The sequence below is a fragment of the Streptomyces sp. NPDC006544 genome (assembly GCF_040611715.1).
Classification (GTDB): Bacteria; Actinomycetota; Actinomycetes; order Streptomycetales; family Streptomycetaceae; genus Streptomyces.
Genome location: NZ_JBEXOV010000013.1, coordinates 58,853 through 85,683 on the forward strand (window position 1 = coordinate 58,853; position 26,831 = coordinate 85,683).

The 26,831-nt window shown below is 72.7% G+C and carries 25 protein-coding genes and 1 tRNA gene; 3 read left to right on the forward strand and 23 right to left on the reverse strand.

Going from position 1 to position 26,831, the window contains the following annotated elements:
• Positions 1-9: 9 nt before the first annotated feature.
• Positions 10-1,383, reverse strand: coding sequence for a peptidoglycan-binding protein (locus ABZY44_RS09170; RefSeq protein WP_356651655.1), 1,374 nt, complete (start codon positions 1,381-1,383; stop codon positions 10-12).
• A 236-nt stretch (positions 1,384-1,619) separates the two neighbouring features.
• On the opposite strand from ABZY44_RS09170, the gene ABZY44_RS09175 reads away from it, so the two are divergent.
• Positions 1,620-1,693: transfer RNA gene (locus ABZY44_RS09175), tRNA-Lys, on the forward strand.
• Between the two features lie 89 nt (positions 1,694-1,782).
• On the opposite strand, the gene ABZY44_RS09180 is transcribed toward ABZY44_RS09175, so the two are convergent.
• From ABZY44_RS09180 to ABZY44_RS09245, 14 genes are all read right to left on the reverse strand, one after another.
• Positions 1,783-2,445 (reverse strand): class F sortase, encoded by a 663-nt coding sequence (locus tag ABZY44_RS09180; RefSeq protein ID WP_356651541.1) that lies wholly within the window; start codon positions 2,443-2,445, stop codon positions 1,783-1,785.
• A gap of 7 nt (positions 2,446-2,452) precedes the next feature.
• Positions 2,453-3,118: a hypothetical protein gene (locus ABZY44_RS09185; RefSeq protein WP_356651543.1), complete on the reverse strand. Its 666-nt coding sequence runs from the start codon at positions 3,116-3,118 to the stop codon at positions 2,453-2,455.
• 105 nt (positions 3,119-3,223) lie between these two features.
• Positions 3,224-4,003, reverse strand: a complete 780-nt coding sequence (locus tag ABZY44_RS09190) for an HAD-IIA family hydrolase (protein ID WP_356651545.1) — start codon at positions 4,001-4,003, stop codon at positions 3,224-3,226.
• Positions 4,004-4,120: 117 nt separating this feature from the next.
• Complete coding sequence (locus ABZY44_RS09195; protein ID WP_356651547.1) at positions 4,121-5,647, reverse strand: alkaline phosphatase family protein; 1,527 nt, start codon at positions 5,645-5,647, stop codon at positions 4,121-4,123.
• Between the two features lie 181 nt (positions 5,648-5,828).
• A complete protein-coding gene (locus ABZY44_RS09200) occupies positions 5,829-6,905 on the reverse strand; it encodes a 2-aminoethylphosphonate ABC transporter substrate-binding protein (protein WP_356651549.1) in 1,077 nt (358 codons plus the stop codon).
• A gap of 84 nt (positions 6,906-6,989) precedes the next feature.
• On the reverse strand, positions 6,990-7,787 hold the full coding sequence (locus tag ABZY44_RS09205) for an ABC transporter permease subunit (RefSeq protein ID WP_356651551.1): 798 nt from the start codon (positions 7,785-7,787) through the stop codon (positions 6,990-6,992).
• Complete coding sequence (locus ABZY44_RS09210) at positions 7,774-8,691, reverse strand: 2-aminoethylphosphonate ABC transporter permease subunit (RefSeq protein WP_356651657.1); 918 nt, start codon at positions 8,689-8,691, stop codon at positions 7,774-7,776. The genes ABZY44_RS09205 and ABZY44_RS09210 overlap by 14 nt, the downstream gene beginning before the upstream one ends.
• A gap of 64 nt (positions 8,692-8,755) precedes the next feature.
• The gene (locus tag ABZY44_RS09215) at positions 8,756-9,841 is read right to left on the reverse strand and encodes an ABC transporter ATP-binding protein (RefSeq protein ID WP_356651553.1); all 1,086 of its coding nucleotides are present in this window, start codon (positions 9,839-9,841) and stop codon (positions 8,756-8,758) included.
• Positions 9,838-10,653, reverse strand: coding sequence for a phosphonatase-like hydrolase (locus tag ABZY44_RS09220; protein WP_356651555.1), 816 nt, complete (start codon positions 10,651-10,653; stop codon positions 9,838-9,840). The genes ABZY44_RS09215 and ABZY44_RS09220 overlap by 4 nt, the downstream gene beginning before the upstream one ends.
• Positions 10,654-10,658: 5 nt before the next feature.
• A complete protein-coding gene (locus ABZY44_RS09225) occupies positions 10,659-11,816 on the reverse strand; it encodes a TIGR03364 family FAD-dependent oxidoreductase (RefSeq protein ID WP_356651557.1) in 1,158 nt (385 codons plus the stop codon).
• A gap of 149 nt (positions 11,817-11,965) precedes the next feature.
• Complete coding sequence (locus tag ABZY44_RS09230) at positions 11,966-12,745, reverse strand: GntR family transcriptional regulator (protein ID WP_356651559.1); 780 nt, start codon at positions 12,743-12,745, stop codon at positions 11,966-11,968.
• Between the two features lie 500 nt (positions 12,746-13,245).
• A complete protein-coding gene (locus ABZY44_RS09235) occupies positions 13,246-14,013 on the reverse strand; it encodes a hypothetical protein (protein ID WP_356651561.1) in 768 nt (255 codons plus the stop codon).
• Between the two features lie 405 nt (positions 14,014-14,418).
• Positions 14,419-15,048: an SMI1/KNR4 family protein gene (locus tag ABZY44_RS09240; RefSeq protein WP_356651563.1), complete on the reverse strand. Its 630-nt coding sequence runs from the start codon at positions 15,046-15,048 to the stop codon at positions 14,419-14,421.
• An 871-nt stretch (positions 15,049-15,919) separates the two neighbouring features.
• A complete protein-coding gene (locus ABZY44_RS09245; protein ID WP_356651565.1) occupies positions 15,920-17,323 on the reverse strand; it encodes an ROK family transcriptional regulator in 1,404 nt (467 codons plus the stop codon).
• A gap of 41 nt (positions 17,324-17,364) precedes the next feature.
• Here ABZY44_RS09245 and ABZY44_RS09250 point away from each other — a divergent pair, with 41 nt between their 5' ends.
• Positions 17,365-18,456 carry a Gfo/Idh/MocA family oxidoreductase gene (locus ABZY44_RS09250; protein WP_356651567.1) on the forward strand — a complete coding sequence of 364 codons (1,092 nt, stop codon included), beginning with the start codon at positions 17,365-17,367 and terminating at the stop codon, positions 18,454-18,456.
• 451 nt (positions 18,457-18,907) lie between these two features.
• Here the strand turns inward: ABZY44_RS09250 and ABZY44_RS09255 are convergent, their stop codons facing one another.
• The 4 genes from ABZY44_RS09255 to ABZY44_RS09270 all read right to left on the reverse strand — a co-directional run bounded on the left by ABZY44_RS09255 (position 18,908) and on the right by ABZY44_RS09270 (position 22,312).
• On the reverse strand, positions 18,908-19,765 hold the full coding sequence (locus tag ABZY44_RS09255) for a fumarylacetoacetate hydrolase family protein (RefSeq protein WP_356651569.1): 858 nt from the start codon (positions 19,763-19,765) through the stop codon (positions 18,908-18,910).
• A 122-nt stretch (positions 19,766-19,887) separates the two neighbouring features.
• Positions 19,888-20,700 carry a YidC/Oxa1 family membrane protein insertase gene (locus ABZY44_RS09260; RefSeq protein ID WP_356651571.1) on the reverse strand — a complete coding sequence of 271 codons (813 nt, stop codon included), beginning with the start codon at positions 20,698-20,700 and terminating at the stop codon, positions 19,888-19,890.
• 247 nt (positions 20,701-20,947) lie between these two features.
• Complete coding sequence (locus ABZY44_RS09265; RefSeq protein WP_356651573.1) at positions 20,948-21,307, reverse strand: DUF6412 domain-containing protein; 360 nt, start codon at positions 21,305-21,307, stop codon at positions 20,948-20,950.
• Between the two features lie 192 nt (positions 21,308-21,499).
• Positions 21,500-22,312: a class E sortase gene (locus ABZY44_RS09270; protein ID WP_356651575.1), complete on the reverse strand. Its 813-nt coding sequence runs from the start codon at positions 22,310-22,312 to the stop codon at positions 21,500-21,502.
• Between the two features lie 56 nt (positions 22,313-22,368).
• On the opposite strand from ABZY44_RS09270, the gene ABZY44_RS09275 reads away from it, so the two are divergent.
• A complete protein-coding gene (locus ABZY44_RS09275) occupies positions 22,369-23,370 on the forward strand; it encodes an SEC-C domain-containing protein (RefSeq protein ID WP_356651577.1) in 1,002 nt (333 codons plus the stop codon).
• Positions 23,371-23,384: 14 nt separating this feature from the next.
• Here ABZY44_RS09275 and ABZY44_RS09280 read toward each other — a convergent pair whose 3' ends face one another.
• The 4 genes from ABZY44_RS09280 to ABZY44_RS09295 form a co-directional block, all read right to left on the reverse strand.
• Complete coding sequence (locus ABZY44_RS09280; RefSeq protein WP_356651578.1) at positions 23,385-23,819, reverse strand: very short patch repair endonuclease; 435 nt, start codon at positions 23,817-23,819, stop codon at positions 23,385-23,387.
• A gap of 138 nt (positions 23,820-23,957) precedes the next feature.
• On the reverse strand, positions 23,958-24,239 hold the full coding sequence (locus ABZY44_RS09285; protein WP_356651580.1) for a DNA cytosine methyltransferase: 282 nt from the start codon (positions 24,237-24,239) through the stop codon (positions 23,958-23,960).
• 73 nt (positions 24,240-24,312) lie between these two features.
• A complete protein-coding gene (locus ABZY44_RS09290; protein ID WP_356651582.1) occupies positions 24,313-25,317 on the reverse strand; it encodes a hypothetical protein in 1,005 nt (334 codons plus the stop codon).
• 957 nt (positions 25,318-26,274) lie between these two features.
• Positions 26,275-26,817 carry an acetyl-CoA sensor PanZ family protein gene (locus tag ABZY44_RS09295; protein WP_356651584.1) on the reverse strand — a complete coding sequence of 181 codons (543 nt, stop codon included), beginning with the start codon at positions 26,815-26,817 and terminating at the stop codon, positions 26,275-26,277.
• Between the last annotated feature and the right edge of the window lie 14 nt (positions 26,818-26,831).

Here is a 26,831-nt window from a genome sequence, read left to right on the forward strand (position 1 = left end):
CCTCCCTCGTCATGCGAACAGCCGGCGCCAGGTTTCCGGGCCCGGATAGCCGTCGGCCTCGGCTCCGCGCCAGCCCTGGGCGCGCTGGAAGGCCTCGACGTTGCGGCGGTCGGCCTCGCCCCAGCGGGAGCCCGGGCCGGCCGTGTAGTACGCGCCGAAGCCCTTCTTCACCAGCCGGCGGCCGAGGGCGGCGATGGACGGGTGGGACACCCCTGGGCGGAAGGTCGCCTTGCCGGGGTAGGCGGGCTTGCCGGCCGGCCCCGGAGCGCCGGCCTGCGTCGGCGGGTTCGGTGCGGCGCCCGGCGTCGGCGGGATGTCCTTGCCCTGGTGCTGGGCGAGCAGTCGCCAGGTGTGCGCGCCCGGGATGCCGTCGGCGTCCGCGCCGGTCCAGCCCTGGGCGCGCTGGAAGGCCTGGGTCGCCTGCCGGTCGGCGTCGGTCCACCGCGTGCTGACGCCCCGCGGGTAGAAGCGGGAGCCGCCCCGGTCGGACAGCATCCGGCCGAGCTGGGCGACGTACGCGTTGTCCGCGCCCGGCCCGAACTTCGACGCCCCGGGGAAGGTGGCCGACACCGCCGGGGTGCCGCCGGGGGCCGGCGGGTCGGCGACCGGGGTCCCGGGCACGACGGCGCCCTTCAGCCCGTTGAAGCGGTACGGGAGGTACTTCGTCGAGTTGCTCCAGTAGCCGTAGGGCGTGGCCTGGCGGCGCGTCGTGGGTTTCGTCTGTTCGTAGGCGATGTAGTACGTCCGCGACTCGTCCCCCCATCCGCCGAAGAGCACGACGTGCGAGCCCTTGTTGGGGTCGGCCGGGTTGTGGAAGAGCAGCATGTCTCCCGGCAGCAGCTCTTCCTTGGTGATCCGGGTGGCGAACTTGTCGAGGCTGCCGGTCCATTCGTTCGTGCCGAGGTTCCAGGCCATCGAGACGTAGCCCGAGCAGTCCTGCCGGTAGCCGTCCGTCCAGTACTCGGACATGCTGTACGGGACCTGCGCGTCCAGCCACAGCTTCGCCCGGTTGATGATCGTCGCCCGGTCGGTCCGCTTCACCGCCGAGGGCGCTCCCGGCCGGCCCGGCGGCTTCGCGGGCGTGCCCTTCTTGCCTCCGTGCAGCGGTCCCCGGCTGCCCTGGGGCTGCCCCGGGTCGTCCAGCGACACCGTGCCGCCGGGTTCCGGCGCGGCCGCCGCGACCGCCGCTCCCGCGCCGCCGCCGAGGACCACTCCCGCGGCGGTGGCCAGGACCAGCGCCCGGCGGGCGCCCCGCGCGGCCGGATGGCCGCCGTCGCGCAGCGGTATGGCCCGGGCACGGGCGAGCGTGCGGCGGCGCTGGGCGCAGCCCCGGCACGGGCAGTCGCCGGCGGGTTCGTACTCCTCGAAGGCGGCCATCGGCATGGCCGGTGATGCCGGCGTCACTTCGTCCACGTGCGTCGGAGGCTGCATCGTCATGCGGTTCCGTCACTCCCTGTTCGTCCGCTGGCGGCCGGGACCGCATCTGGCGGGGCGTCAGATCCGGGTGACCCAGACATATGGTGCACGACAAAACCCCTAAACATGGGTTAATCGGACAGCGCGGGCGCGGCTTGTCACGAGCACCCCCGCAGGTGGGGTAGAGTTTTGCCTGTCACCAAGCGCCGCTAGCTCAGTTGGTTAGAGCAGCTGACTCTTAATCAGCGGGTCCGGGGTTCGAGTCCCTGGCGGCGCACAGACGAAAGAAGCCCCCCGCAACGAAAGCTGCGGGGGGCTTCTTCGTTTCCGTTCGCGGCGGGGGCTGACCGCGCCGCCCGTGGGGGCCTACGCCTCCGTTCCCGGCCGGATCCCGGCCCCCGTCAGGTACGCCGACACGACCACGTTCGCCGAGTACTGCCTGGCCGCCTTGTCGTACGAGCCGCCGCAGGTCACCAGCCTCAGCTCCGCCCGGCCCTTGACCCGCGGACCGTAGGCCTTGGCCGGGTCGAAGCCAGCGCGCTCGTGGACCCGTACGTCCTCGACCGTGAACTCCGCGACCGAGCCGTCCGCCCGCACCACGCGGATCTTGTCGCCCGGCTTCGCCGAGCTCAGGCCGTAGAACACCGCCGGCTTCGACTGCGTGTCCACGTGTCCGACCATCAGCGCGGTCCCGGCCGTGCCGGGCTGGGCGCCGCCGCGCCACCAGCCCACCGTGCCGGGGTTCTCGTACGGGGGCGGCTCGATCGCCCCCTGTGCGTCCAGGTCCCGGGTGATCACCGGGGCCTGGATGCCTATGGACGGTACGTCGACCCGCGCGGGCGGGGCCGGCCCGAGCGGGACGTGCACCGCGGGCATCCCCGGGGCCGCCGGTCCACCGGCCTGGCCGGGCAGCGCACCGGGCACCCCGGTGATCTCGCGGCCCCACAGCCACAGCCCGAGCACCAGCACCGACCAGGCGGCGAACGTCAGCAGCCGGGAGCCGCCGGAGCCCTTCGGCTCCTCGCTCACCCGCCGCTCACTCGCCGCTGCGGCGGCGGCGCAGGCTCAGCGCCCGGCCGGCGACCGCCAGGCTGGCCACCGCGGCGAGGACGGCGCCGATCACCGTCTGCGGCAGACCGGGGCCGTCGCCCCCGTGGCTCTTCTTCGTCGCCGCGGCCAGCTGCGCCGCGTCGGCGGCCCGGGCCACCTCGGCGGCCTTGGACTGCTGCGCCGCGTTCGTCAGGGACTTCGCGGCGATCTCCTCGGACATGCCGCCGCCACCCGCGTGGACCGGCCAGACCGGCGTGTGGTGGGGCTCCGGGTGGTGCTCGCGGCGGTGCTCGATCTCGATCGAGCCCCATTCGCGGTCGCCGCGGCCGCCGCACTTGACCCTGATGTCGTGGCGGCCGGGCTCGGCCCACGAGCGGATCATCGCGTCGCCCCACAGGGTGCGCCGGTCGTCGCGCCCCGTCGACAGCCGTACCTCGGAGACGAAGACGGAGGACTGGGCGATGGCCCAGTCGTCGTCACAGCCCCGGACGCGCAGTTTGACCTGCGCCCCGGGCTCGGCCGGATTGGGGTCGGCCGAGACGCTGCCGCGGTTCCCCTCCTCGGCGAGGGCGATGGGTGCGGCCACGGCGGACAGGGCCGACAGGGCGACGGCCACCCCGGTGACACGGAGAGCGATCAGATCGGTGCGCATGGTGAACCTCCTCAACAAGGAGATTCACGTGCGACGCGCCGCTCCGCATCCGGAGCGGCGCTCTCTTGGCCCGTACGAGTCAGCCGTACGCCCTAATCGGAGGCCTCAGACGAGATCGACGAGGTCCGCGATGGAGTCGAACGTCATCGTCGGACGGTAGGGGAACTTCTCGGTGTCCTCGGTGGAGGTCAGACCGGTCAGGACGAGGAAGGTCTGCATGCCCGCCTCCAGCCCGGCCAGGATGTCGGTGTCCATCCGGTCGCCGATCATCGCGCTGCTGTGCGAGTGCGCGCCGATGGCGTTCAGGCCGGTCCGCATCATCAGCGGGTTGGGCTTGCCGGCGAAGTACGGCTGCTTGCCGGTCGCCTTGGTGATCAGCGCGGCGACCGCGCCGGTGGCGGGCAGCGGGCCCTCGGGGGAGGGGCCGGTCTCGTCCGGGTTGGTGCAGATGAAGCGGGCACCCCCGTTGATCAGGCGGACGGCCTTGGTCATGGCCTCGAAGCTGTACGTCCGGGTCTCGCCGAGGACCACGTAGTCCGGCTCGTGGTCGGTCAGGACGTAGCCGATGTCGTGCAGGGCGGTGGTCAGGCCGGCCTCGCCGATGACGTACGCGGTGCCGCCCGGACGCTGGTCGTCGAGGAACTTCGCGGTGGCCAGCGCCGAGGTCCAGATGTTCTCGACCGGGACGTCCAGACCCATCCGGCTGAGCCGGGCCTGGAGGTCGCGGGGCGTGTAGATCGAGTTGTTGGTCAGCACCAGGAAGGGCTTGCCGGACTCGCGCAACCGGTTGATGAAGGCGGCGGCGCCGGGGATCGGGGTGCCCTCGTGGATGAGGACCCCGTCCATGTCGGTGAGCCAGGATTCGATCGGCTTGCGCTCTGCCACTGGACTGTTCTCCGCTCTCGGTGGCGTCTGGCCACGGTGACCTCTGGTCTCTACCACCCTATCCGGGCCGGGCCGAGGACGGGCGGGGCGTCCACGGCCCGGACGGGAGGGCTCGGGTCAGCCCAGTCGGACGTTGTCGACGGTCCAGTACCAGTTGTTGGCGCCGCTGTAGCGGAAGCGGACCTGGACGTCGGTGGCGCCGGCCGGAACCTGGAGCGCGATCGACTCGGACCGGGCGACGGCGTCGGCGGTGTAGCTCTTGGCGACCGTCGGCGTACCGCCGTTGTAGGAGACCAGGACCTGGGCGCTCTGACCGGCCTCGTGGCGGTAGTGCGTCTGGAAGGTCAGGTTCTTCGTGGTGCCCGCGGTGACCGCCCACTTGGGGGTGACCAGGGTGGAGTCGTAGGAGCCGGTGTGGCTCTTGTCGTCCCACTCGTCGGAGTCGGCGACGGCGAACACGTCGCGGGAGCGGACGTTCAGCTCGCGCCACTGGTCGCGCTGCGACTGGCTCCAGAACTCGTCGGTCGCGAAGGCCCAGCCCGCCCACTCGGCGACACCGCCGGTGCCCATCCTGGAGTTGTCGACCGACCAGCCGGCCGGCGGGGTGTGCGTGAACCCCTTGGTGGCGGCCGGGATGCCCGTCTCGTCCGCGCGCGCCCGCAGGCCCGGGCGCAGGGTGTCGAAGGCGTCGCCGTCGTCCGGGGCATCCAGCGGGATGCCGTCGACGTCGGAGCCGGCCGGGACCCCGACCTGGGCGAGCGCGGTCGCCGCGACGTCGACGAGCTTGACGTCGCTGCGTACCGAACCGGCGGGGATCCCGGCGCCCTTGGCGATGACGAAGGTGCCGCGCTCCTGGATGCCGGAGCCGCCGTGACCGCCCGCGTCGGTGTGTCCGTGGTCGGTGGTGACCAGGATCTTCCAGTTCTCCTGGCCGTAGGTGGGCCGCGACCGGACCGCGGTCAGGAGCTGGCCGACCAGCGTGTCCACGCGGGCGATGGCGTTCAGGTACTCCTGGCTCGCGGCGCCGGAGGAGTGGCCCGCGTGGTCGATCTCGCCGAGGTAGACGAAGGCCGCGTCGGGGTCCTGGTCGCGCAGTTCCGCCGAGGCGGCCGCGGCGATCTTCGGGTCCTCGCTGCCGTAACCGTCGCGGTCACCCTTGAGGTTGAGCCTCTTGTCGACCTTGGAGGAGAAGACCGGGCCGTTCTGGTCGGTGGAGGTGACCGGCTCCCAGTCGGCGGCCGCGTACGTGTGGAGCGCCGGTTTGGCGTTCTCGATGCGGGTGAGGAAGTCCGGGTAGGCCGTGTAGTTCTTGCCGGTGAAGGAGTTGTCCTTCACCCCGTGCTTGTCGGGCCAGACGCCGGTGGCGATGGTGGACCAGCCGGGGCCCGAGGAGGTGGCGGCCATCGGGTTCGCGTACAGGGTGCTGCGGGCGGTCAGGCCCTGGGCCATCAGGCCGTTCAGGTGCGGGGCGTCGGCGGCCTTGACGCGGTCCAGGACCGTGCCGTCGATACCGATGACGAGCACCTTGTTCGTGACCGCGGCGGCTTCTTCGGCCGTCGCGGCGTGAGCACCGAGGCCGGTGGCGAGCAGGGCGGTGGCGGTGGCCGCCACGGCGAGGGTCCGTCCGGACAGGACAGTGGGCACGTACTCCTCCGGGAGTGGTCGTGGAGAGGGGCGCAGGGCGTGTGCGGGCGTACGGGCGTACGGACGTGCGGGCGTACGGGCGTGCGGGCGTGCCGCGGGTCCGGACCGGAGGCGAGGGTTCGGTCCAGACCCGTTATCTCGGGGTCACTGTTCCCCTCGCGGGTGGCCGGGAGGCTGCCGGTCAGCTTCCGGTGGCCGACTTCCACGCGTCGACGTAGCCGGTGAGGTTCTTGTCGATGTCGGCCCAGTCCGGCTCGAAGACCTCGACTCCGGTCATGAGCCGGGTGAGTTCGACGTCGTTGGCGTCGGTGGGCCGGACGTCCGTGCGCGCCGGGAAGCCGCCGCCGACCCCGCTGACCAGCTTCTGGGCGTCCTCGCCGAGCAGGTGGTCGAGGAGCTTCCTGCCGTTCTCGGCGTGCGGGGCCTTGTCGAGCAGGCCCGCCGCGTACGGGAGGGAGAACGTGGTGGGCTTGCCGCCGGCTTTGGCGGGAAACCAGATGCCCAGGTTCGGCATGGACCGGGACTGCGCGAAGTTCATCTGGACGTCGCCGTTGGCGACGAGCAGCTCGCCCTTGTCGGTCTTGGGGGCGAGCTTGCTGGTGGAGGAGGACGGGCCGACGTTGTTGGCCTGGAGCTTCTTCAGGTACTCCATCGCCGGTCCCTCGCCGCCGAAGTCGTGCATCGACTTGACGAGCACGGCGGTGCCGTCGCCGGCCACTCCCGGGGTGGAGTACTGGACCTTTCCCTTGTACGTGGCGTCCAGCAGCTCCTCCCAGGTCTTGGGGGCCTCGGGCAGCTCCTTCTTGTTGTAGACGAAACCGAAGTAGTTGTTGACGACCGAGGTCCACTTGCCGTCGGAGGACTTGTTCGCACCGTTGACCTTGTCGGCGCCCTGCGGCGTGTACGCCTGGAGGAGGCCCTTGCCGTCGGCCTGCTGGATGAAGGGAGGCAGCGTGATCAGTACGTCGGCCTGCGTGTTGGTCTTCTCGCGGACGGCGCGCTGGACCATCTCGCCCGAGCCGCCCTCGACGTACCGGACCTGGATGCCGGTCTTCTTCGTGAAGTCGGCGAAGACCTTGTCGTACCAGCCGTCGCCCTTGTCGCCCTTGAGGCCGTCGGCGCTGTAGACGGTGACGGTACTCTCCGCGCCACCCTGGGAGCCGACGGCGGCGGACCCGCCGCAGGCGGTGAGGCCGACGGCCAGTGCGAGGCTGCCGGTGACGGCGACGGTGACACGCAGGTACGTGATGCGGGGCATGGAACTTCCTTACCGGGAAAGGGGGTCGGCGGGGCGTTGCGGACGTGCGGGGGAGGCGGCAGAGGGGCCGGTGCGGTCACGGCACTAGCGGTACGCGGCCCTGGTGCGGACGCGCGAGACGGCCAGCAGGACCAGCAGGGTGGTGGCCATGAGGACCACGGCGACGGCGGAGCCGCTGAAGAGCGAACCGCGGTCGGTGGCGGTGAAGACACGGACCGGCAGGGGCATCCAGTCCGGCGGGTAGAGCATCATCGTGGCGCTCAGCTCTCCCATGGACAGGGCGAAGCAGAGCCCGGCGGCCGCGGTGAGGGACGGCAGCAGGAGCGGGAGCCTGACCCGCCACAGCACGTACGCGGGGCGGGCGCCCAGGGAGGCCGCCGCCTGCTCGTAGGCGGGATCGAGACGCTCCAGGGCAGCCGCGACCGACTGGTGGGCGAACGCGGTGACGAGGATCGTGTGCGCCAGGATCACGATCGAGCCGGTGCCGTTCAGGAGCAGCGGCGGCTTGCTGAAGGCGACGAGCACGGCGAGGCCGACGACCACGGACGGCACGGCGACCGGCAGCACGAACAGCGCGTCCAGGGCGCGCTTGGCGCGCCGGCCCAGCCGCGCCGCGGCGAGCGCGGCCCAGGTGCCGACGGTGAGCGCGAGCAGGCTGGCGGCCAGGGCGGTGACCAGCGAGGTCGTCAGCGCCCGGAGGGATTCGCCCCGCACCGCGGCGGCGTAGTTCTCGGTGGTCGGGCCCGAGGGGAACGCCCCGGACCAGTGGGTGGAGAAGGACGCGGCCACGACGACGAGGAGCGGCAGGGCGAAGAGGGGCAGGAAGAGGAGGCCGAAGAGGCACCAGGCGGCCCACCGGCCGGTCCTGCTATGCACCAGCACGCTTGCTCACCACCCGGTAGAGGCCGAACAGGCCGACGGAGATCACGATGTTGACGACGGCGACCACGCAGGCGGCCGCGTAGTCGGATTCGAGGACCGCCTTGCCGTAGACGAGCGTCGGGAGCGTGGTGACGCCCTTGGCTCCGGTGAACAGGACGATCCCGAACTCGTTGAGGCACATGACGAGGACGAGGCTGCCGCCGGCCGCGAGGGCCGGCAGGGAGTCGGGGAGGATCACCCGCCGGACGATGCGGGCGGGTCTCGCGCCGAGCGAGGAAGCCACTTCCAGCTGGGCGGTGTCCAGTTGGGAGAAGGAGGCCAGCAGCGGGCGCATCACGAAGGGCGTGAAGTAGGTGATCTCCGCGAGGAGGACGCCCCACGGGGTGGCCAGGAAGCGGAACGGTCCGTCGGCCGCGCCGAAGACGTCGGTCCACAGGCCGTTGGCCATGCCGACCGTGCCGTAGAGGAAGAGGAGGGCGAGGGTGATGAGGAAGGAGGGGAAGGAGAGGAAGACGTCGATGAACTTGGCGACGGCGCGCGCCCCGGGGAACGGGACGAAGGCGATGACGAGCGCGAGCGCGAAACCGAGGACGAGACAGCCGGCGGTGGCGCCGACGGCCAGCCACACCGTGGTGCCGAGGGCTTCGCGGAAGGAGTGCGAGGCGAACACGGAGGCGTAGGCGTCGAAGGCGCCGCCGCCGTCCTCGGGGCTGAGGGACTGCTGGACGACCAGCGCGAGGGGGTAGAGGAAGAACGCGGCGAGCACGGCCACGGGAGGAACCGCCCAGAGGTGGCCGGGCACGGTACGGGGCGCCCGTGCGGCCTGCGCCGCGAAGCCGCCCGGGGCTTCGGCCGGGGGGCCTTGCCGGCCCGGTGCAGGGCTTCGTACCGGCTGGTGGGGCAGTGCCGGAGCTTCGGGGTCAGGGCGCGCTCCGGCCGCCCGCGGGGGTGGGCGGCGGTCCGTGGCCTCAGCCATCGGACACCGCTGCGGACAGCAGGACCGCGTCGCGCGGCGCGAAGTGCAGGGTGACGCGGTCGCCCAGGGCCGGGGTCTCGCGCAGTTCGTGCAGGTCCGCCGTGACGCGGTGGCCCTCGACGTCGACGTGGAGCCGGTGGGTCGAGCCGCGCCACTGGACCTCGGTGATCGTCCCGCTGAGCGCGTTGGGGCCGGCGCCGAGGCCGAGCAGGTGCGGTCGCACGCACAGGGTCGCAGCCGCGCCGACGGCCGCGCCGCCCGGGTCGAGCGCGAGGCGGTGACCGGCGAAGAGCGCTCCTTCGGCGGCCACGGTGACGGGCAACAGGTTGGCGTTGCCGACGAAGGAGGCGGTGAACTCGGTGCGCGGGGCCCGGTACAGCTCCTGCGGTGTGCCGCAGTCCTGGAGGCGGGCCCGGTCCATGACGGCGATCCGGTCGGCCAGGGTGAGCGCCTCGACCTGGTCGTGGGTGACGTAGAGGATCGACACGTCGGGCAGTTCGCGGTGCAGCCGGGCCAGTTCGGAGAGCATCCCGGAACGCAGCTGCGCGTCGAGCGCGGACAGCGGCTCGTCCAGCAGCAGCACCCCGGGGCGGATGGCGAGCGCGCGGGCGATGGCCACGCGCTGCTGCTGTCCGCCGGACAGCTCGCGCGGGTAGCGGCGGGCGTAGGCCGCCATCCCGGTCATCTCCAGGGCCTCGGCGACCCGGCCGGGGATCTCGGCCTTGGGCACCTTGGGCACCTTGGGCACCTGCTGCGCCCGCTGCGCCCGCTGCGCCTTGAGACCGAAGGCGACGTTGTCCGCGACGCGCATGTGCGGGAAGAGCGCGTACTGCTGGACGACCATGCCGATGCCGCGCTTGTGGGGTGGGAGCGCGGTGACGTCCCGGCCCCCGATCAGCACCCGGCCCGACAGGGGCCGGACGAAGCCGGCGACGGCCCGCAGCGCGGTGGTCTTGCCGGATCCGGAGGGGCCGAGCAGTGCCATGACCTCGCCGGGCTCGACGGTCAGGTCGAGCCGGTCCAGGACGGTGGTGCCGCCGTAGGCGACGGAGACGGAGTCGAAGCGGATGCCGCTCACGCGCGGGGCTCCTGCTCGTGCGGGGTCCGGTGCGGGCGCTGCGGGTGGTCCTGCCGGCCCAGTAGGGCGGGGAGTTCGGCGACGGAGCCGAGGACGTGGGTGGCTCCGTGGGAGCGCAGGGCCTCGCGGTCGTGGGCGCCGGTGAGGGCGCCCGCCACGATGCCGGCTCCGGAGCGGACGCCGCTGAGCATGTCGTACGCCGTGTCGCCGGCGACCACGGTCTCGCGTACGTCGGCAGCGGCTTGGGTGCGCAGGAAGGCGGTCAGCACCATGTCCGGGTGCGGGCGGCCGCGGCCGCCCGCGTCGGCGGGGCACAGGGTGAGGTCGGCCAGGCCCCGCCAGCCGAGGGCGTCGAGGATGGCGTCCTGGGTGGCGCGGGCGAATCCGGTGGTCAGGACGACGGTACGGCCCTGCGCGCGGAGCTCCTCGATGGCCTCGCGGGCGCCGGGGACCGGCGCGACGAGGCCGCCGTCGACGAGCTCTCCGTAGGCCTCCTCGAAGGCGGAGTTGGCGCGCTGCGCGAGGTCCTCGGCGCCGAAGAGGTGGCGGAAGACGGAGATCTTCGACTCCCCCATGGTGTCGCGGACGTACTGGAGCTTCGCGCCGTGGTCGGCGCTGCCCGGCTCGACCCCGAGGCGTTCGGCGGCACGCTCGAAGGCGCGCTCGACGAGGCCGCCGTCGGCGACGGTGGTGCCGGCCATGTCGAGGACGACCAGCTTGCCGGGGGCGGCGGGGGTGTGGGGCGTGAGTGGGGTGTCGGGCAGGTAAGGGGTACGGGGCGTGTGGGGGGTGTGGGAGGTGTTCTCGGTCATCGTGCTTACCAGCCCAGTTCGTTGGCGGTGGTCTCGGCTATGGCGGGCGAGCAGGTCATGCCCCGGCCACCGGGTCCGGTCACCAGCCAGACGCCGTCGCTCACCTGCTGGCGGTGGACGACGCGGGTGGTGTCGGTGCACTGCGCGTACACGCCCGCCCACCGGTGCCTGATCTTCGGCAGCGGGCGGCCCAGGAAGGACTCGATGACCTCGGCGAGGTGCTCGTAGGGGTCTTCGAGGGTGTCGAACGCGAAGGGGTGCTCGTACTCGTGCGTGTCGCCGATGGTCAGTCCGCCGTCCCGGCGCTGGACCATCAGCAGTTGCATCTTGTGCGCGGCGGCGACCGGAGCCTGGACCTGCTCGGCGTTGAGTTCGTCGAGGGCGCCGCTCCGGTAGGCGGGGTAGTAGCGGAAGCTGTCGGCGTCGGCGACCGAGGTCGTCAGGGCCTCGCCGAGCGGGGCGGTCTGCATCATCTGCAACCGGACGCGGCGCACCGGCAGGTCGGGGACCAGCTCACGGACGAGACCGGACAGCGAGGCACCGGTGGCGAGGACGACGGCGTCGCCCTGGTGGACGTCCCCGTGGTCGTCGCGGACGGCGGCGGGTCCGAGGCGGGAGCGGGAGCCGGAGCCGGAGCCGGAGCCGGTGACCTCGCGGACTTCGCGGCCGGGAAGGAAGGTGTAGCGGCCGGAGGCCTCGAGGGCCTCCCGCAGGTGCAGTTGGGCGGTGCGCGGCTCGACGGCCGCGTCGCGCTCGCACCACAGGGCGGCCCGGAAGGCGCCGCGCAGGGCCGGGTTGATCTGCCGGGCCTCGTCGGCGGTGACCAGCGCGTAGCCGCGGGCGGCGGCGTCGGGGCGCGCGACGGCCGCCTCGGCGACGGCGTACTCGCGGGCATTGCGTACCGGAGTGAGGGATCCGATGGCCCGGAAGCCCAGGCCGGGCACCCGTTCACCGATCTCCTCCCAGAGCTGGCGGGCCCGCAGGGCGGTGTCGAGCTCCTCGCCCCCGGCCCGTCCGCTGACCCAGATCTGGCCGAAATTGCGCAGTGACGCGCCGCGGGCCTCGGCCTCACGCTCGATCTGGACGACCTCGTGGCCGCGTTCGACTGCTTGCCAGGCGTGCATGGTGCCGACCACGCCGCCTCCGACGACTATGACTCTCACGTGCACCACGGTGGTGGCGGCCCGTGACCCGGGAGGATCGCGCGGGCGACGGACCGGTGAACAGCCCCCGACGCTTGGACTAGACCCGTTATGATTCCGTGATCACGCGCCGCCCGATTGATGCCCGGTTGATGCGCTTCAGTGCTGGTTCATTCGGTCGTGGACGGACGGAGGCGGGTGGTGAAGCTGAACCGGTCGCCACGGTAGAGCGAACGCACCCGCTCCAGCGGCCGGCCGTCCCGGTCCCGCGAGAAACGGTGGATGAGCAGCATCGGGAGTGCGGGCGGCGTGCCGATCAAGAGGGCCTCGCGGGGGGTCGCGAGGACCGTTTCCAGCTTCTCGTCGGCCTCGCCGAAGGAGATGCCGAGGCTGTCGCGGAGGTAGCCGTAGAAGGAGGAGTCCGGCTGGAAATCGATGTCGAGGCGCGGTGCGCGGGCGACGCGGATGTACGTGCTCTCCAGCCCGACCCGTTCCTCGTCGGCGAGCAGCACCCGTTCCAGGTGCCAGACGGGCTCACCCGGTTCGGCGCCGATGCCCGTCGCCACGTCGGCCGGGCAGGGGAACCGCTCCAGGCCGATGAGGTGCCGGCCGGGCGTACGTCCCTGGCGGCGTACGCCCTCGGTATAGCTCGCCAGCGACAGCGGCTGCTCGAGCTTGGGCCCGGCGACGACGGTCCCGCGGCCGGAGCGACGCAGCCGGCCCTCGAGCAGCAGCTCGCGCAGGGCCTGGCGGACGGTCTCGCGGGAGACCTCGTACCGCTCGGCGAGGTCCCGCTCGGTGGGCAGCGGCCCGCCCTCGCCGAGCTCGTCGAGCAGCCCGGCGATGCGGGCCTTGACGGCGTAGTACTTGGGGATGCGGCCGTGCTCCGGAATCCCGGACCGGACGGGCAGGCCGGGCTGGTGGTGCGCGTACTGGCTCGGTTCTTCCACCCTCGGACTCTACGTGGACCACGCGGCGGCGCTCCGAGCACGGCGACGGGGTGACTGGCGGTGGCCGGGGCGGCTGACGGTGGCCGGGAGGCCCACGGTGGCCGGGAGGCCCACGGTGATCGGGCGGCCCACGGTGGCCGGGAGGCCCACGGTGGCCGGGAGGCCCACGGTGATCGGGCGGCCGACGGTGGCCGGGAGGCCCACGGTGATCGGGCGGCCGACGGCGACGGGTGACTCGCCGCGCCCGGGCCGACTCGCCGCGGACCGGGCGGCGGGGGCGGACCGGCAGGGCGGAGGACGGACCGGGGCAGGTCGGCGGGGCGAGGACCGGGGCAGGTCGGCGGGGCGAGGACCGGCAGCGGAGCCGAGGAACCGGACCAGCCGGGCGAGATCGCACCCGGCGCAGCTCGGCGGGAAGAGGCGAGGCGGGGACGGGAGGCGGGGACGGATTTTCAGGGCAGGTCGGCCGGGACGGACTGACCTCCCGCGCTCGGCTCCGTTCAGGCGGAGGGAGTGGCGCGCAGGCGGCGGGCTCCGAGGACGAGCCCTCCTCCGACGGCCAGGGCGGTCCCGGCGCCGGCCCCGTACACCCAGGCCTCGCGGCCGCGACCGGTGTGGGCCAGCGCCCCCGCCTCGCCGGTGCCGGTCTCGGTGCCGGTGTCGGCGTCGTCGGGCCCCTGGATGTCGAAGCGGTAGCCGCCGGCCTCGCCGATCCAGTCGCCGTCGTCGCCCTTGCGCTGGACGAGGGCGGCGTCGGCGACGACCTCTCCGTGCGGGGTGTCGGCGGCGAATGCGAGGCGGACGGTGACGGTCAGGGATCCGCCGGGGCCGACGGTGAAGCCGGCGAAGGCGTCGCCGCCGTCGAAGACGGCGATGACCTCGTCCCGGTCGGTGTGCTCGAGGCTGGCGGGGAAGGTGCCGGCCTTGGCGTCGAACTCCATCCGGATGTGCGACGGGCGCAGGGCGCGGGCCGTGTCGGTGAACACGACGACGGGGTGGATGGCGGTGCACTCGGTGGGGGTGGTGTTGGTGAGGTCGAGGTACCAGGTCTGCGGGGCTCCGCCGGCGCGGTACACGGCCGGGCCGCCGCGGATCCGCGCGCCGATGGGGAACTGGGGGCTCTTCCCGTCGCCGCAGATGGCCTCCACGCGGGAGGGCAGCGCGGGGGCCGGGCGGGCCCCGCCGCCGGCGCCGACGTCCGCGGCCGCGGTGGGGGCGGCGACGGCAGCGAGAACGGCGGAGAGGGCAAGGGCTTTGCGCAGTCGCATGGAAGACCTTCACTACTCGCCGACGGACAGGACGATAGTCGGACGAGGTGACAATCACCCCGGCCTCGCCCGCACCCTCCCACGCGCCCGCGACCCCGTGTCCACCACCACGCCCGAGTCCTCGGCGATTCCCCCCATATGGCGGTCACGGGCATTTCCGGGCCCAGGAGCCCGCGGTCGCGTGCGTCTCCAGGCCGGGGAGCCCGCGGTCACAGGCGCCCCGGACCCGAGAACCATCACGATCACGCCCGCCCGGGAGTGTGGGGCGACGCTGAAAATGCCGACGGGTCCGGCACTGAGGGTGCCGATGATCGAATCAGGATCGCCCCGCTGGGGTGGTCCCAGCGGGGCGCTTGTCGGCAAGGCGTCGCGGCCCTCGGCCCTCGGCAAGGTGCCGGGACGTCATCAGTCGAACTCCATGCCGAAGTATGGGTCGGGTTCGCCTGTGTAGGGATCGATGCCGGACTCGCGGCGTCGTTGTTCCTCGCGCCAGTGAACGAAGTGCGGAGAGGGCTCCCCCCAAAGGGAGGCATCACTGAGTGGGCACTCGTCGAAGCCCTTGGCGAACAGACGACGGAGGAACTCCGCCATTCCACCGTCGTAGATCTTCCAATGGGGCCAGCCGTGCCGTTCCCAGACGATCACCGGCCACTTGTCGGGGTCGTCGTCGATCGTCAGCCAACCCAGGATGTCGGCTCCGCAGCTCACGCCCCATGCAATGACGACTTCAGGTTCAGCATCAACCCCGTCTGGGCCTCCCTCGTCCGCCCATATTTGCCGCATGGTGGCCGTCTCGCCCGACATGCTCCCGAGTTCCTGCCCGTGGGTTGGCTGCGTGGCCGCTTCGGGAGTGAGCACGCTGAACGCGTCGTCGATGCCTCCGGCTCCGTAGGTGGCCATGAAGGCGACGTAGTCGGATGGGAAGCCGACTCCCCAAGCCCGTCGCATCGCCTCCCAGTCCACCTGCTCATCGGCGCCGTCCCGTGGCGACATCGCCGCGATGAGGGCGGCGAGAGCTGTTCCTGCAGGTGGCATGTCCCCTCCAGTGCCGTGTTCGTCGGATGCAAGGTATCCGGCGCTGCCGACATCGCGTTGTGAGGGTCTGGAAGTTCAGTCGAGGACTTGGGTTACGGCGGACTGAGCGGCTTTCGTCGACGAGGGACTTGCCGGCGGCGAATGTGGCGACGAGAGATTGCGGGCCACCCGTTCGTCGGCAGGCACGCCTACCGATCATGCCGGCATCAAGCTGCCCAAACTGCCGCACTCATAGGCATCTTCAATGACGCCTGACACCCGGAGCCGGGGACCTACGGTCGCACGCGTCCGGACCCGGGAATCCCCGGTCACGCGCGTTCGCGCGTTCCCAGCCAGCGAACCCACGATCACGCGCCCCGGACCGGAGAACCCGCGGTCACGCTCATTCCGCGGCAGGCAGCCCCACGTTCGCGCGCGTTCCTCCGAGTACCAGCCGACGCCGAACCCGTCCCCGTTCGCCGTGTCCACAGCCAAGGATCACCGGGGCGTGAGGAGGGTGGTGACGGGCCCGACCCTCGGCCGTCGCGGAAGCTGGCGCCGATGACGCGGACGAGCAGCATGAACCAGAGGCCCCAGACAGGCACCCACGAACACGCGCGTTCCGAACCAAGAAAACCCACGATCACGCGCCTTCCGCGCCGGGGAGCCCACACGATCACGCGTGTCCCGGCCCGGGAATCCGCCACCACCCGAGCTCACCAGCAGCTGAAGCCCGCCACACCCCTGCTGCCACACCCACCCCGGCACGCCCACCACCGCACCGCCGACCGCCGCACCACCGGGCCGCACCACCGGGCCGCACCGCACCACCAGGCCGCCGCACCGCCGGGCCCCCGGGCCCCCGGGCCGCCGGGCCGCCGGGCCCCAGTACTCAGCCCACCCCTCGCCCGAACACCGGCGCAAGGACGAGCTCCGCCGCCCCCTCCGCGACGCCGACCTCCGCGAGGTCGACCCTCACTCCCTCACCACCGGCCACAGACAGCGGCCAGGCCAGGGACCTCTCCCCCACCACCGCACGGACGCCGTCCAGGAACACGCCCGGCGCAGCCTCCACCACGCGTCCCCCCAGCAACACCCGGTCCACATCGAGCAGCGCGACCAGGTTCGCCGCCGCCTCGCCCACGATCCGCGCGGCTTCCTCCAACCGGCCCTCCGCCACCGCCTCCAGGCACAGCACCTCCGCGCACCCGCGTCCACCGCACCGGCACTGCGGCCCGTCCAGCCGCAGCACCTGGTGTCCGAACTCCCCCGCCGCGGAGCGCCTTCCCCGGTACACCTCTCCGCCGACGCCCAGCCGGAGCCCCGCGCCCAGGCCGGTGCCGACGTGTACGTACGCCACGGCCAGGCCGAAGCCATCCCCACCAAAGCTGATGCCGCCCACGCCGCCCCCACCCGCAACTCCGCCACCCGCAACGCCGCCACGGGAGCCGACCCCGCCGGAGCTCGACCTACTCGAATGAACCCGACCAGACCCGTTCCCACCGAGGCCGACCCCGCCGGCGCCGACCGGCCCGGAACCGACCGGCCCGGAACCGACCGCGCCGAAGCCCGCCCCGCCGGATGCACCCTCGCCCGAGGCCCTCCCACCGGAGCCCGCCCCGCCGAAGCCCGCCCCGCCGAAGCCCGCGCCCGCGACCCCCGCGTTCGTGTCCTTGTCCACCAGCACCGGGAGCCCGAGGCGCCCCTCCAGTACCTCCCGCAACGGGAACCCCTCCCATTCCGGATGTCCCGTCACCCGCCCCAGCACCCCGGTCCGCCAGTCCAGCGGACCCGGCGCGGCCACGCCGACGCCCAGGACCGGCGGCCGCCCGGCCGGGCCGCCGTCCCACACCCGCGCGACCGCCCGTACGACCTCCTCCACCGCCGCGTCCGGACCGTCCCCGAAGCTCAGCGGACCCCGCCCCCGGGCGACGACGCGTCCGGCCAGGTCCACCCGTACCGCCGTCAGCTCGTCGCGATCCAGGTGCACTCCGACCGCGTACCGCGCCTCCGGCACCAGCCTCAGCAGCGTGCGCGGCTTTCCGCCCGTCGACGCCTCGCGTCCCGCGTCGGCCACCAGGCCGTCCGCCCGCAGCCGCGCCGTGATCTTGCTGACGGCCTGCGGGGTGAGCCCCGTACGGTCGGCGAGATCACCGCGCCCGAGGCCGGGGAGCCCGACGAGGTCGGCGCCGCGCAGCAGGTCCAGTACCAGCGCGTCGTTGTGCCCGCGCAGCACCGGCAGATTCACGCCGCTCACATTGCCCCTATTACCCCAGTCCACCTGCCCATTGTCCACCCTCCTTGCACTTAGGCAACACTGTTGCCAAAGTGTTCGCCATGAACGACACCGCCTCCGCCCCCTCCCTCCGCGTCGGACTCGTCGGCTACGGACTGGCTGGTTCCGTATTCCACGCCCCGCTCGTGTCCGCGACCGACGGCCTCGTCCTCGACACCGTCGTCACCTCGGACCCGGGCCGCGCCGCCCAGGCCCGGGAGGCCTACCCGGACGTCCGGATCGCCGCCACCGCCACCGAGCTGCTCGAACAGAGCCCGGCCCCCGACCTCGTCGTCATCGCCTCCCCCAACAAGACGCACGTCCCGCTCGCCACCGCCGCCCTCACCGCCGGCATCCCGGTCGTCGTGGACAAGCCGCTCGCCGCGACCGCCGCCGAGGCCCGCGAGCTGGCCGCGCTCGCGGACCGGACCGGGACCTTCCTCTCCGTCTTCCAGAACCGCCGCTGGGACAACGACTTCCTCACCCTGCGCCGCCTCATCTCCGACGGGGAGCTCGGCGAGATCCAGCGCTTCGAATCCCGCTTCGAGCGCTGGCGCCCGCAGCTCAAGGGCGGCTGGCGCGAGTCCGGCGCCCCGGAGGAGATCGGCGGCCTGCTGTACGACCTCGGCAGCCATGTCGTCGACCAGGCGCTGGTGCTGTTCGGGCCTGCCGTACGGGTCTACGCGGAGGCCGACGTCCGCCGCCCGGGCGCGGAGGCCGACGACGACACCTTCATCGCGCTCACGCACGCGAGCGGGGTCCGCTCGCACCTGTACGTGAGCGCGACCACGGCCCAGCTGGGGCCGCGGTGCCGGGTGCTCGGCTCCCGCGCGGGCTACGTCAAGTACGGCCTGGACCCGCAGGAAGGCGCCCTGCGCGAAGGCCAGCGACCCGGCGACCCCGGCCGCACGTGGGGCGAGGAGCCCGAGCACCTGTGGGGTCGGCTGGGCTCCGGGGAGTCGCCGCTGACCGGCGGCGGGACGCAGGTGCCGACGGCCCCCGGCGACTACCCGGCGTACTACGCGGCCGTGGCCGCGGCGCTGCGCGGCGGTGGCCCGGCCCCGGTCACGGCACTCGAGGCGGCGCACTGCCTCGACGTACTGGAGGCGGCGCGCAAGTCCTCGCTGGCCGGGGCGGCCGTCACGATCGCCTGAGGACGACGGCCGACGCCCCCGGCCCGACCGGCCCACCGAACCGACCGGCTGACCGAACCGACCCGCCGACCCGGCCCGATGCCCGCACACCAGCCAACCCGGCGACCAGCCAACCCGGCTACCCGGCTACCCGGCTACCCGGCTACCCGGCTACCGGGCTACCGGGCTACCGGGCGACCCGGCGATCCGCGACCGAGCGACCGGGGAGCCACGCGGCACCGGGTGCGGGCCGGAGACCGGAAGCCGGGGCGCGGAAGGAAGCCGGGGCGCGGAAGCGGGAGGCCGGGCCGGAAGCCGAGGCCCGGAAGCCGCGAAGCCGAGCCCTGTTGACCGAGGCCCGGAAGCCGAGGCCCGGAGGCCGAGGCCCGAGGGGCCGGGAGCCGGGTACGAAAAGGGCGGTGCCGTAGTCGACACGGCACCGCCCCTCGCGTCCACTCGCACACCGGGACGACTAGGCGCTCTTGAACTCCTGGCGCTGACGGCCGAGGCCCGCGATCTCCAGCTCCACGACGTCACCGGCCCGCAGGAACGGCTTCGGCTCCGGCTGGCCGGCGGCCACGCCGGCCGGGGTGCCGGTGACGAGGACGTCGCCCGGGTACAGGGTCATGAACTGGCTGACGTAGCGGACGACCTCGCCGACCGGGAAGATCTGGTCCGAGGTGTGGCCGTCCTGCTTGAGCTCCCCGTTGACCCACAGCTTCACGTCCAGCGCCTGCGGGTCCGGTACCTCGTCCGCGGTGACCAGCCAGGGGCCGAGCGGGGTGAAGGTCTCGCAGTTCTTGCCCTTGTCCCAGGTGCCGCCGCGCTCGGTCTGGAAGGCGCGCTCGGTCACGTCGTTGACCAGCACGTAGCCGCCGACGTGCGCGAGGCCCTCCTCGGCCGAGGCCAGGTAGCGGGCGGTGGCGCCGATGACGACGCCGAGTTCGGCCTCCCAGTCGGTCTTGACGCTCTCGCGCGGGATCAGCACGGTGTCGTCGGGACCGACCACGGTGTCGGAGGCCTTGAGGAACAGGATCGGCTCGGCCGGCGCCTCGGCGCCGACCTCGGCAGCGTGCCCGTGGTAGTTCAGGCCGATGCCCACGACCTTGCCTATGCGGCCCACGGCGGACCCGATCCGCAGACCCTCGGCGTCCAGCACCGGGAGCTCACCGGACCCGGCCGCGTCCCGTACGCGGGACAGCACGGAGTCGTCGGCCAGCAGCGCGCCGTCCACATCCGTGATCAGGCCGGACAGGTCCCGGAGGGTCCCGTCCTGGTCGAGCAGCGCGGGGCGCTCCGACCCGACGGGTCCTACACGCAGCAGCTTCATGGGCATTCTCCCGTGGTCGTGGGTGGTCGGCCCAGGGGCATGCCCTGGGCCGGCCGATGGGTTGCGGCCATCGGAGGATTGGCTGATCCTCCAAGATGTCGACCCAATCCGCAAGACCCCGTTCACAGACTGGAACGCCCTGCTCCGGCAGTCTCGGCAGTCCCCCGCCCGGCCCGCTCCTTGCGGTGCTGGAGCCAGGCCCGCTCGGCCACGGACCAGGCGGTGGTGGTGACCAGGTACAGCCCGGCCGCCAGCGGCACCACGGCAGCCGTGATCAGCGTCCCGAAGGACAGAAGGGGCAGTACGCCGCCCAGCTTGCGCATGACCTCCTGCTGCTCGGCAGTCACCCCGCCCCCCGCACCATCACGGACACCAGCACCAGCACGGGCCCGACCAGCAGCACCGCCGCCACCACCACCGCCACCGGCACGAGCCCGAGCACCACCGGCACCAGCCGTACTCCCACCGGGCTTCGCCCCGGCGGCAGCGGCGGTTTCCGCAGCGGCGACGGCCGCCAGCGCCGCGGCCCTGCGTCCGCGCACCGCGCTCCACGCGGCCACCGCCGCGATGGCGGCGAACAGCCCGATGAACACCAGCCCCCGCGCCCCGAACAGGCCGCCCTCCCCGAGCGCGTCCGCCCACCGGTCCCCCAGCGGCGCGGCGAACAGCCGGTGCCCGAGCAGCTCGTTGGCGGCCCCGCCGATCTCCGCCGAGGAGAACGCCCGGTACATCACGAAGAAGACCGGCAGTTGCAGCAGCACGGGCAGGCAGCCGGCCACCGGGGTCGCCCCGCGGAAGGCGGCCCGGCTCAGCGGGTGCAGCGCGAGCCGCACGAGCACGGTGAACAGCACGATCGCGGCAGCGGTCGCGGACTCGGCCAGCACCGGTTCCAGGAACCGTCCCAGCAGAGCGACAAGATGAGTGAATACGGACACGTGGGCCCTCCGAGGGGTCTCGTCGAACGTCGAAAAGAGATGCGTTTTCGGCGTGACGACCCGCGAGGGGCGACAACAGAGATCAGCGGTTCTAGGGATCGGCAGAGCGCCAAGGGCAGCAGACCGGTGGATCGTCAGACCAGTGGATGTGGATCTGGATCCGGATCCGGATCTGCGGAAACGGCGATCAGCGGTTGACGATCAGCGACCGGGAAGAACCGTGAGGATCGGAAGGAGCTGCGCGCCCCTACGCGGCCGTCGGGACCGGACGGCCGGGTGCCCTGGGCCGCGACCGGCCCGAGGCGTCGGGATCGCGCTGCGGCAGGAACGCCGTGCGCTGTTCACGATCACGGATCGCGGTGCGTATTCGGTGCGGCGGCACGGGCCGGACGAGCCGCGCGGCCATGGCCGAGGCCCCCACGGCGAGGGTGGCCGCCAGGGCGACCACGACCGCTCCGAGCCCGCCCTCACCGGCGAACAGCCCGAGGAATCCGGCGAGCAGGACGAGCGGCACGAGCACGGACAGCAGCCGGGCGACGAGACGCGAGGAACCCCCGGCGGCGGGCAGCACGAAGCGCACGGGACGAAGACTGCTGCGCCCTGTCATGTGACCCGCCCCCTCCCGCTCCAGAACCCGCTCCGACTCCAGCTCAACCACGACGAGGAGTCCACATCGAATGCGAACGCGAAGTCGAACTCGAAGTCGAACTCGAGACCGATCCTAGCCGCCCCCGCCGACAACGGGCAGGGCTCTGGATCACGTGCCGGCACCTCCCCGCCGGGCCGCCCGTCTCCCTCGTCAACGCTTGAGCGTCCCCCACACCACGAGCCGGTACTTGGAGGTGTACTCGGGCGTGCACGTGGTGAGCGTGATGTACGCGCCGGGCTCGTCGTAGCCGGAGTCCGGTTTGACGATGCTGCGCGGGACGGGCGCGATCACCCCGGTGTCGCGTTCGGTCGTCTCGCTCAAGGTCTTGCCCACGACGTACACGAACCGCTTCCCCTTCACCTCGACGATCAGCTCGTCCCCGGTCCTCAGCCGGTTGATGTGGCGGAAGGGTTCTCCGTGCGTGTTCCGGTGCCCCGCGAGCGCGAAGTTGCCCTCCGCCCCGGGCTGCGCGGTCCCGACGTAGTGGCCGGCGTACCCCTTGTCCAGCACGGACCGCTTGTCCACCCCTTGCGCGACGGGCACGACGACGCCGAGACGGGGAATGCGCAGGACCCCGTACGCCGCCTCCTGCACCGGCGGCTTGCGCGCGGGGCCCGGAGACCGGCCGGCGGGGCTCTCGTCGGGCGCGGCCGGTGCGTCGTCGGGCGCCGCGTCGGGGTCCGGCGTGGGCGTGGCGTCGACACCGGCTCCCACGCTCGGCTCCGCCTCCGCCTCCGCCTCCGGTCCGAGGGCCGCCCACTCACCCTCCAGGTCCGTCACCTGTTCGTGGGCCGCAGCGAGGGCCTGCCGGTTGGTCCACCACACCTGGTGCACCACGAGCAACAACACCACCACGCCGAGGGTGACGGCCAGTTCCCCGGCCGCCCACAGCACCCCCGCGAGACCGGCCCGGCGCGAACGCCGGCCCCTCCCCTGCACCACGATCCGCACGTGATCTCGCACGGGCGGCACCTTAAGTCCTCCCCCGTCAACTGACCAGCGCTAGTACGGTGTCAACCATGCGCCCCGACACGCCTGCCGAGCACATCGCCGAAGCCGAGCGCCTCATCCGCACGGCGACCCGCTACCCCGAGGACCAGGAGCCGCTGCTCCTCCAGGCCGCCGCCCACCTCGAACTGGCCGACGCACGCGAACGGGCGAGCGCCCTCTACGACCAACTCCTCGCCGGGGAAACGGCCGACCCCTCCCTGATCAAGGCCCTCCAGGCCGCCAACCTGTGGGAGTACGGCCACGAGCCCGAGGCCCGCGCCCTGATCTCCGGCATCCGCGCGGCCGCTCCCGAGGACCCCGCGCCCTGGGAGGTCATCGCCGAGGCGCTCGAAGCCCACGACGAGCTGGAAGCCTCGCACGAGTGCTTCACCGAGGCCGCCACCCTCCTCATCCCGGACCACGCCCCCCTCACCCAGGCGACGACCGCGCTCCTGACCGGGCGCCACCGCGTACGCCGCCTCCTGGGGCTCCCGCACGACGACTGGGACATGGTCGCGGACACCCGCCACATCGGCCCGATCCCGCTGGACGAACTCCACGACCCCAAGCGCATCTGGGCCCTCGGCTCCGACGACCCCGCCGAACTGCGCGCCGAGATCGCCCGTCTGCGCGCCGAACTCGGCGACCGCCGCGCCGCGCTCTCCCGCCCCTTCCCGGTGGCCATCCTCCACTGGCCGGCGCCGGAGCTGGCGGAACTCCTCACCTCGTACCCGACACTGGCCGCCGAATACCCCTCGCACGACGCCCACCTGGCCCAGGTCGAAGCCTCCCTGCGCACCCTGGCCGCCTCGGGCACGACGAACCTCGGCATCGTCACCGCGAGCGTCCCCTCGTACGAAGCCTTCGCCGCCTCGGAGAAGACCTCCCCGTCCTCCCCGTCCCTCCTGGCGGAATACGCCACCACCCTCGCGGCCCGCGGCAAAGCCACCTCATGGCCCCCGACCCCGTCCACCCCGTGCTGGTGCACCTCGGGCCGGCCGTACGCGGACTGCCACGGCTCAACCAGCTGACAGAGGGGCCGAGTTCACCCCGAGGCACGCACGACTGCGGCAATTCGGGCAGCGACGCCCACGGGGTCCTCGTGCTCCCAGAAGCGCATCACCACCCACCCCTCCCCCTCCAGGTGGGTAGTGGTCTCCAGGTCCCGCCCCCGGTTCCGGTCCAGCTTTGTCCGCCACCAGTCCGAATTGGCCTTCGGACTGGTGACATGTATCGGGCAGCTATGCCAGAAGCAACCGTCGACGAAGATCGCGACGCGGCGACCAGGGAAGGCGATGTCCATCGTCCGGCGCGGCATTCCGGGCACTTTCCACTGCAATCGGTAGCGGAGCCCCGACGCGTACAGCAGGCGCCTCACCGCCATCTCCGGCCCGGTGCCATGGCGCGCCTGCCCCTGCATTCGGCGGGCCACAAGGACGCTCGATGCCGTAATAGCCGGTTTCCTTATGAGATCAGCCATGCGAAGCCCTCCTCTACGCCGATCCTCCCACGCGCCGGAGTGGCGATCCGAACGCTCGGTGCCCCGCGAGCCGCCGTGCCCATATGTTCACGGAAGCATACGGAAAAAGAATAGCCAAAGCCTCTTCCATCAGTACTTTCAAACCTTCTGATGCAGTTGATCTTCGCAGTAGCGATCTCCTATGCAGGAACCTCGTAGTCGACCGCTCATCCGATACACCTGACCCGGCGTCGATCTCCACGAGGAAGCTGTCAGGGCCGACGGAGGCCTTGAGCTGTACCAGCCCTTGAGCGCCTCACAGGTCTCGGGATCCTTTTCGACCAGACCCACGGGCTGGAATCCAGATCTCTCCAAGCCGAGCGCCAGACCGCCGATTCCGGTGCAGATTTCAAGAGATCGCAGCGAGCCTGCGGAAACCATCGCACTCCTCAAACCGATTCGAATTCACCACTAATCTACTTGGCTCGGTCAGGGCCATCCCTACTCTTTAAGGTCACACCTTGCAGCTGGCAGAGAACCGTGCGCCCGGGAACAGCGGGAGCTGCTGGTGGCCGCGGGCCAGGGCCGCGGGTGGGGTGGGGCGGGGGGTCGTGAGGGTGAGGAAGGTGCGGAGGGCGGACAGGACTTCGGCCGGGGTGTCGCGGACCATCGACGGGGTGGCGCTGACCACGAGGATGCCGTGGGATTCCAGGCGCAGGCGGCGGCGGAGGGTCGCGTGCCAGGAGTCGCGGGTGTAGTGGTACTCCGCCGAGTCGATCTCCAGGGCCACGCCCTCGTCGGGCCAGTACGCGTCCGGGCTCGCCAGGAAGGTGCCGTCGGGGGTGTAGAGGCGGGCGTTCCACAGGGGGGTCGGGAGGTCCGTCGCGGAGAGGGTGTCGCGGGCCTGGGCCTCGGCGACGGAGCGGACCCCGGCGAGGAGTTCGGCGGCGGCCTCGCGGATCGCGGGGCGGCCCAGGAGGCGGGAGGCGCGCAGCTCGGTGTGCAGGTCGTGCGGGTGGCACCAGCCCGCCTGGACCACGTGGGCCAGGACCGAGCGGATCAGGTCGGGGGCCTCGGAGCGGGCGGCGAAGTCGGCGGCCGCGCGGAGCGGGCGGGTGCTCGGGATCCCGGAGACGGTGATGGTGCGGGGCCATCGGGTGGTGGGGAGCGGACGTACCTCCGGTGACCCGGCCAGTCGGCGCGGAGCCCGGATCAGGACGTCCGTCGGCGCGTACGGGGCCTCGCGGATGCCGAGCAGGGCGAGGGCGGCTCCGCCGGTGAGGGCGGCCGTGGTGCCGGAGAGCGGGTCGGAGCCGGGGGCGGCGGCGTACAGGACGGCGGCGAGGGCGCGTTGGCGGTGGTCCGGGGTGCCCGTCTGGAGGAGGTAGACCCGGGGCAGCAGGCGCTGCCAGGGCCCGCCGGGGCGGGTGCGGGAAGTGATCGTACCGCTGGGGACACCGGCGGTGGTGGTGAGCTGGTGGCGTGTGGCGAGGTTGAGCTGCCGACGGGCCACGGACACGGATACGGATCCGGATACCGGTACGGCTCTGGTCGCAGGCCCGGTCGTGGCGCTGGGCGGGGTACGACCTGGGGGATGAGTGGCGCTCGCTGGGCGCGCGGCCGACGTGCCGCGTGCGGCCTGCGGGGTGGGTGGGACGAGCGCGCCGCGCCGGACGCGCGGGGAGTGGTCGGGTTGCGCGGAGTGGGCGGCTTGGGCGGCTTGGGGCTTGCTGTGCGTGTGCGTGGTGCGCGTGATGGGGTTCATGGCCGCGATATGCCCCGCTCGAGCGGCACGAACTCCCCGATGGATGACATTTCGGGACCACCGCCGGGCGCTGCCCCGAGACGTGCCGGCCGCCTGTTGGCGTCAGCGGTGCTCTGCGCGTAAGCCGCGCGCTCGGCGTCAGCCGCGCCCTCCGTGTAAGCCGCACCCTCGGCATCGGCCGCACCCTCCCCGTAGGCCGCACCCTCGGCGTAAGCCGCACCCTCCGCGTAAGCCGCACCCTCGGCATCGGCCGCACCCTCCCCGTAGGCCGCACCCTCGGCGTAAGCCGCACCCTCCGCGTAGGCCGCACCCTCGGCGTGAGCCGCGCACTCCGGGTGAGGCGCGCCCTCGGGTGCAGGAGCACTTGTCGACGGGCCCGGGACGGGGCCTGGACCCGGACCGGCAGGCCGCTGCGCTCGGCCCCGGACAACAGCCGCAGCCGCAGCCGGACCGGCATCGGGCCGGGGCCCAGGGCCGGGGGCCAGAGCCAAAGCCGGTGGCCGGGGCCGGGGCCAGGTCAAAGCCGGGGCAGGGCCTGGGGGCCAGGGGCGGGGCCAGAGCCGGGCCGGGGCCGGAGCCCAGCCAGGTCGGAGACAAGGCCAGACCGGGCCCGGGCCAGAGCCCCGCCCAAGGGCCTGAGCCACAGCCCGGCCAAGGCCCCGGGCCACAGCCCGGCCCGGCCCGGCTCCCGAACCCCGTAGGGAGGGCCGGCTACGCCGCCCGGTTCGGGTGGTCCGGGGACAGGAAGACGATCACGCCCGTTTCCGTGCCCGGCAGGGGGGTGACCTCGTGCCAGCCCAGACGGCGGTACGTCGCCACCGTTTCCTTGGCCAGGCGGCTGGTCAGCAGCCACGCGCGGCGGTCCGGGGCGTCGGCGGTGATCTCGATCAGCAGGTCGCGGCCGGTGCCGCGGCCGCGCGCGTAGGGGCGTACGGCCAGTTCGTCTATCTCCAGCGCGCCGGTCAGGAGCTCCTTCACCCGGGCCGCGCCGAGCTGCGCCGCGACCTGGGCGTACGCGCGGTTCTTCGGGAAGGCCGCCGGCGTGATCCAGCCCGTCGCGAAGCCGTCGATGCCGGTGGCGGACTGGGCGAGGGCCGTACGGAAACCACGGCGCCGGGCGTCGGCCGGAAGCCGCGCGGCGAACTGACGAATGGTTTCTTCGTCTTCGTTCCACGGCGGGGCGGAGAAGACGTCGGCGTAGGCGTCGACCAGTTCGTCCGCGAGGTCGAGGACGGCCTGTCCGTAGCAGATCACGATGTCCTTGCTCC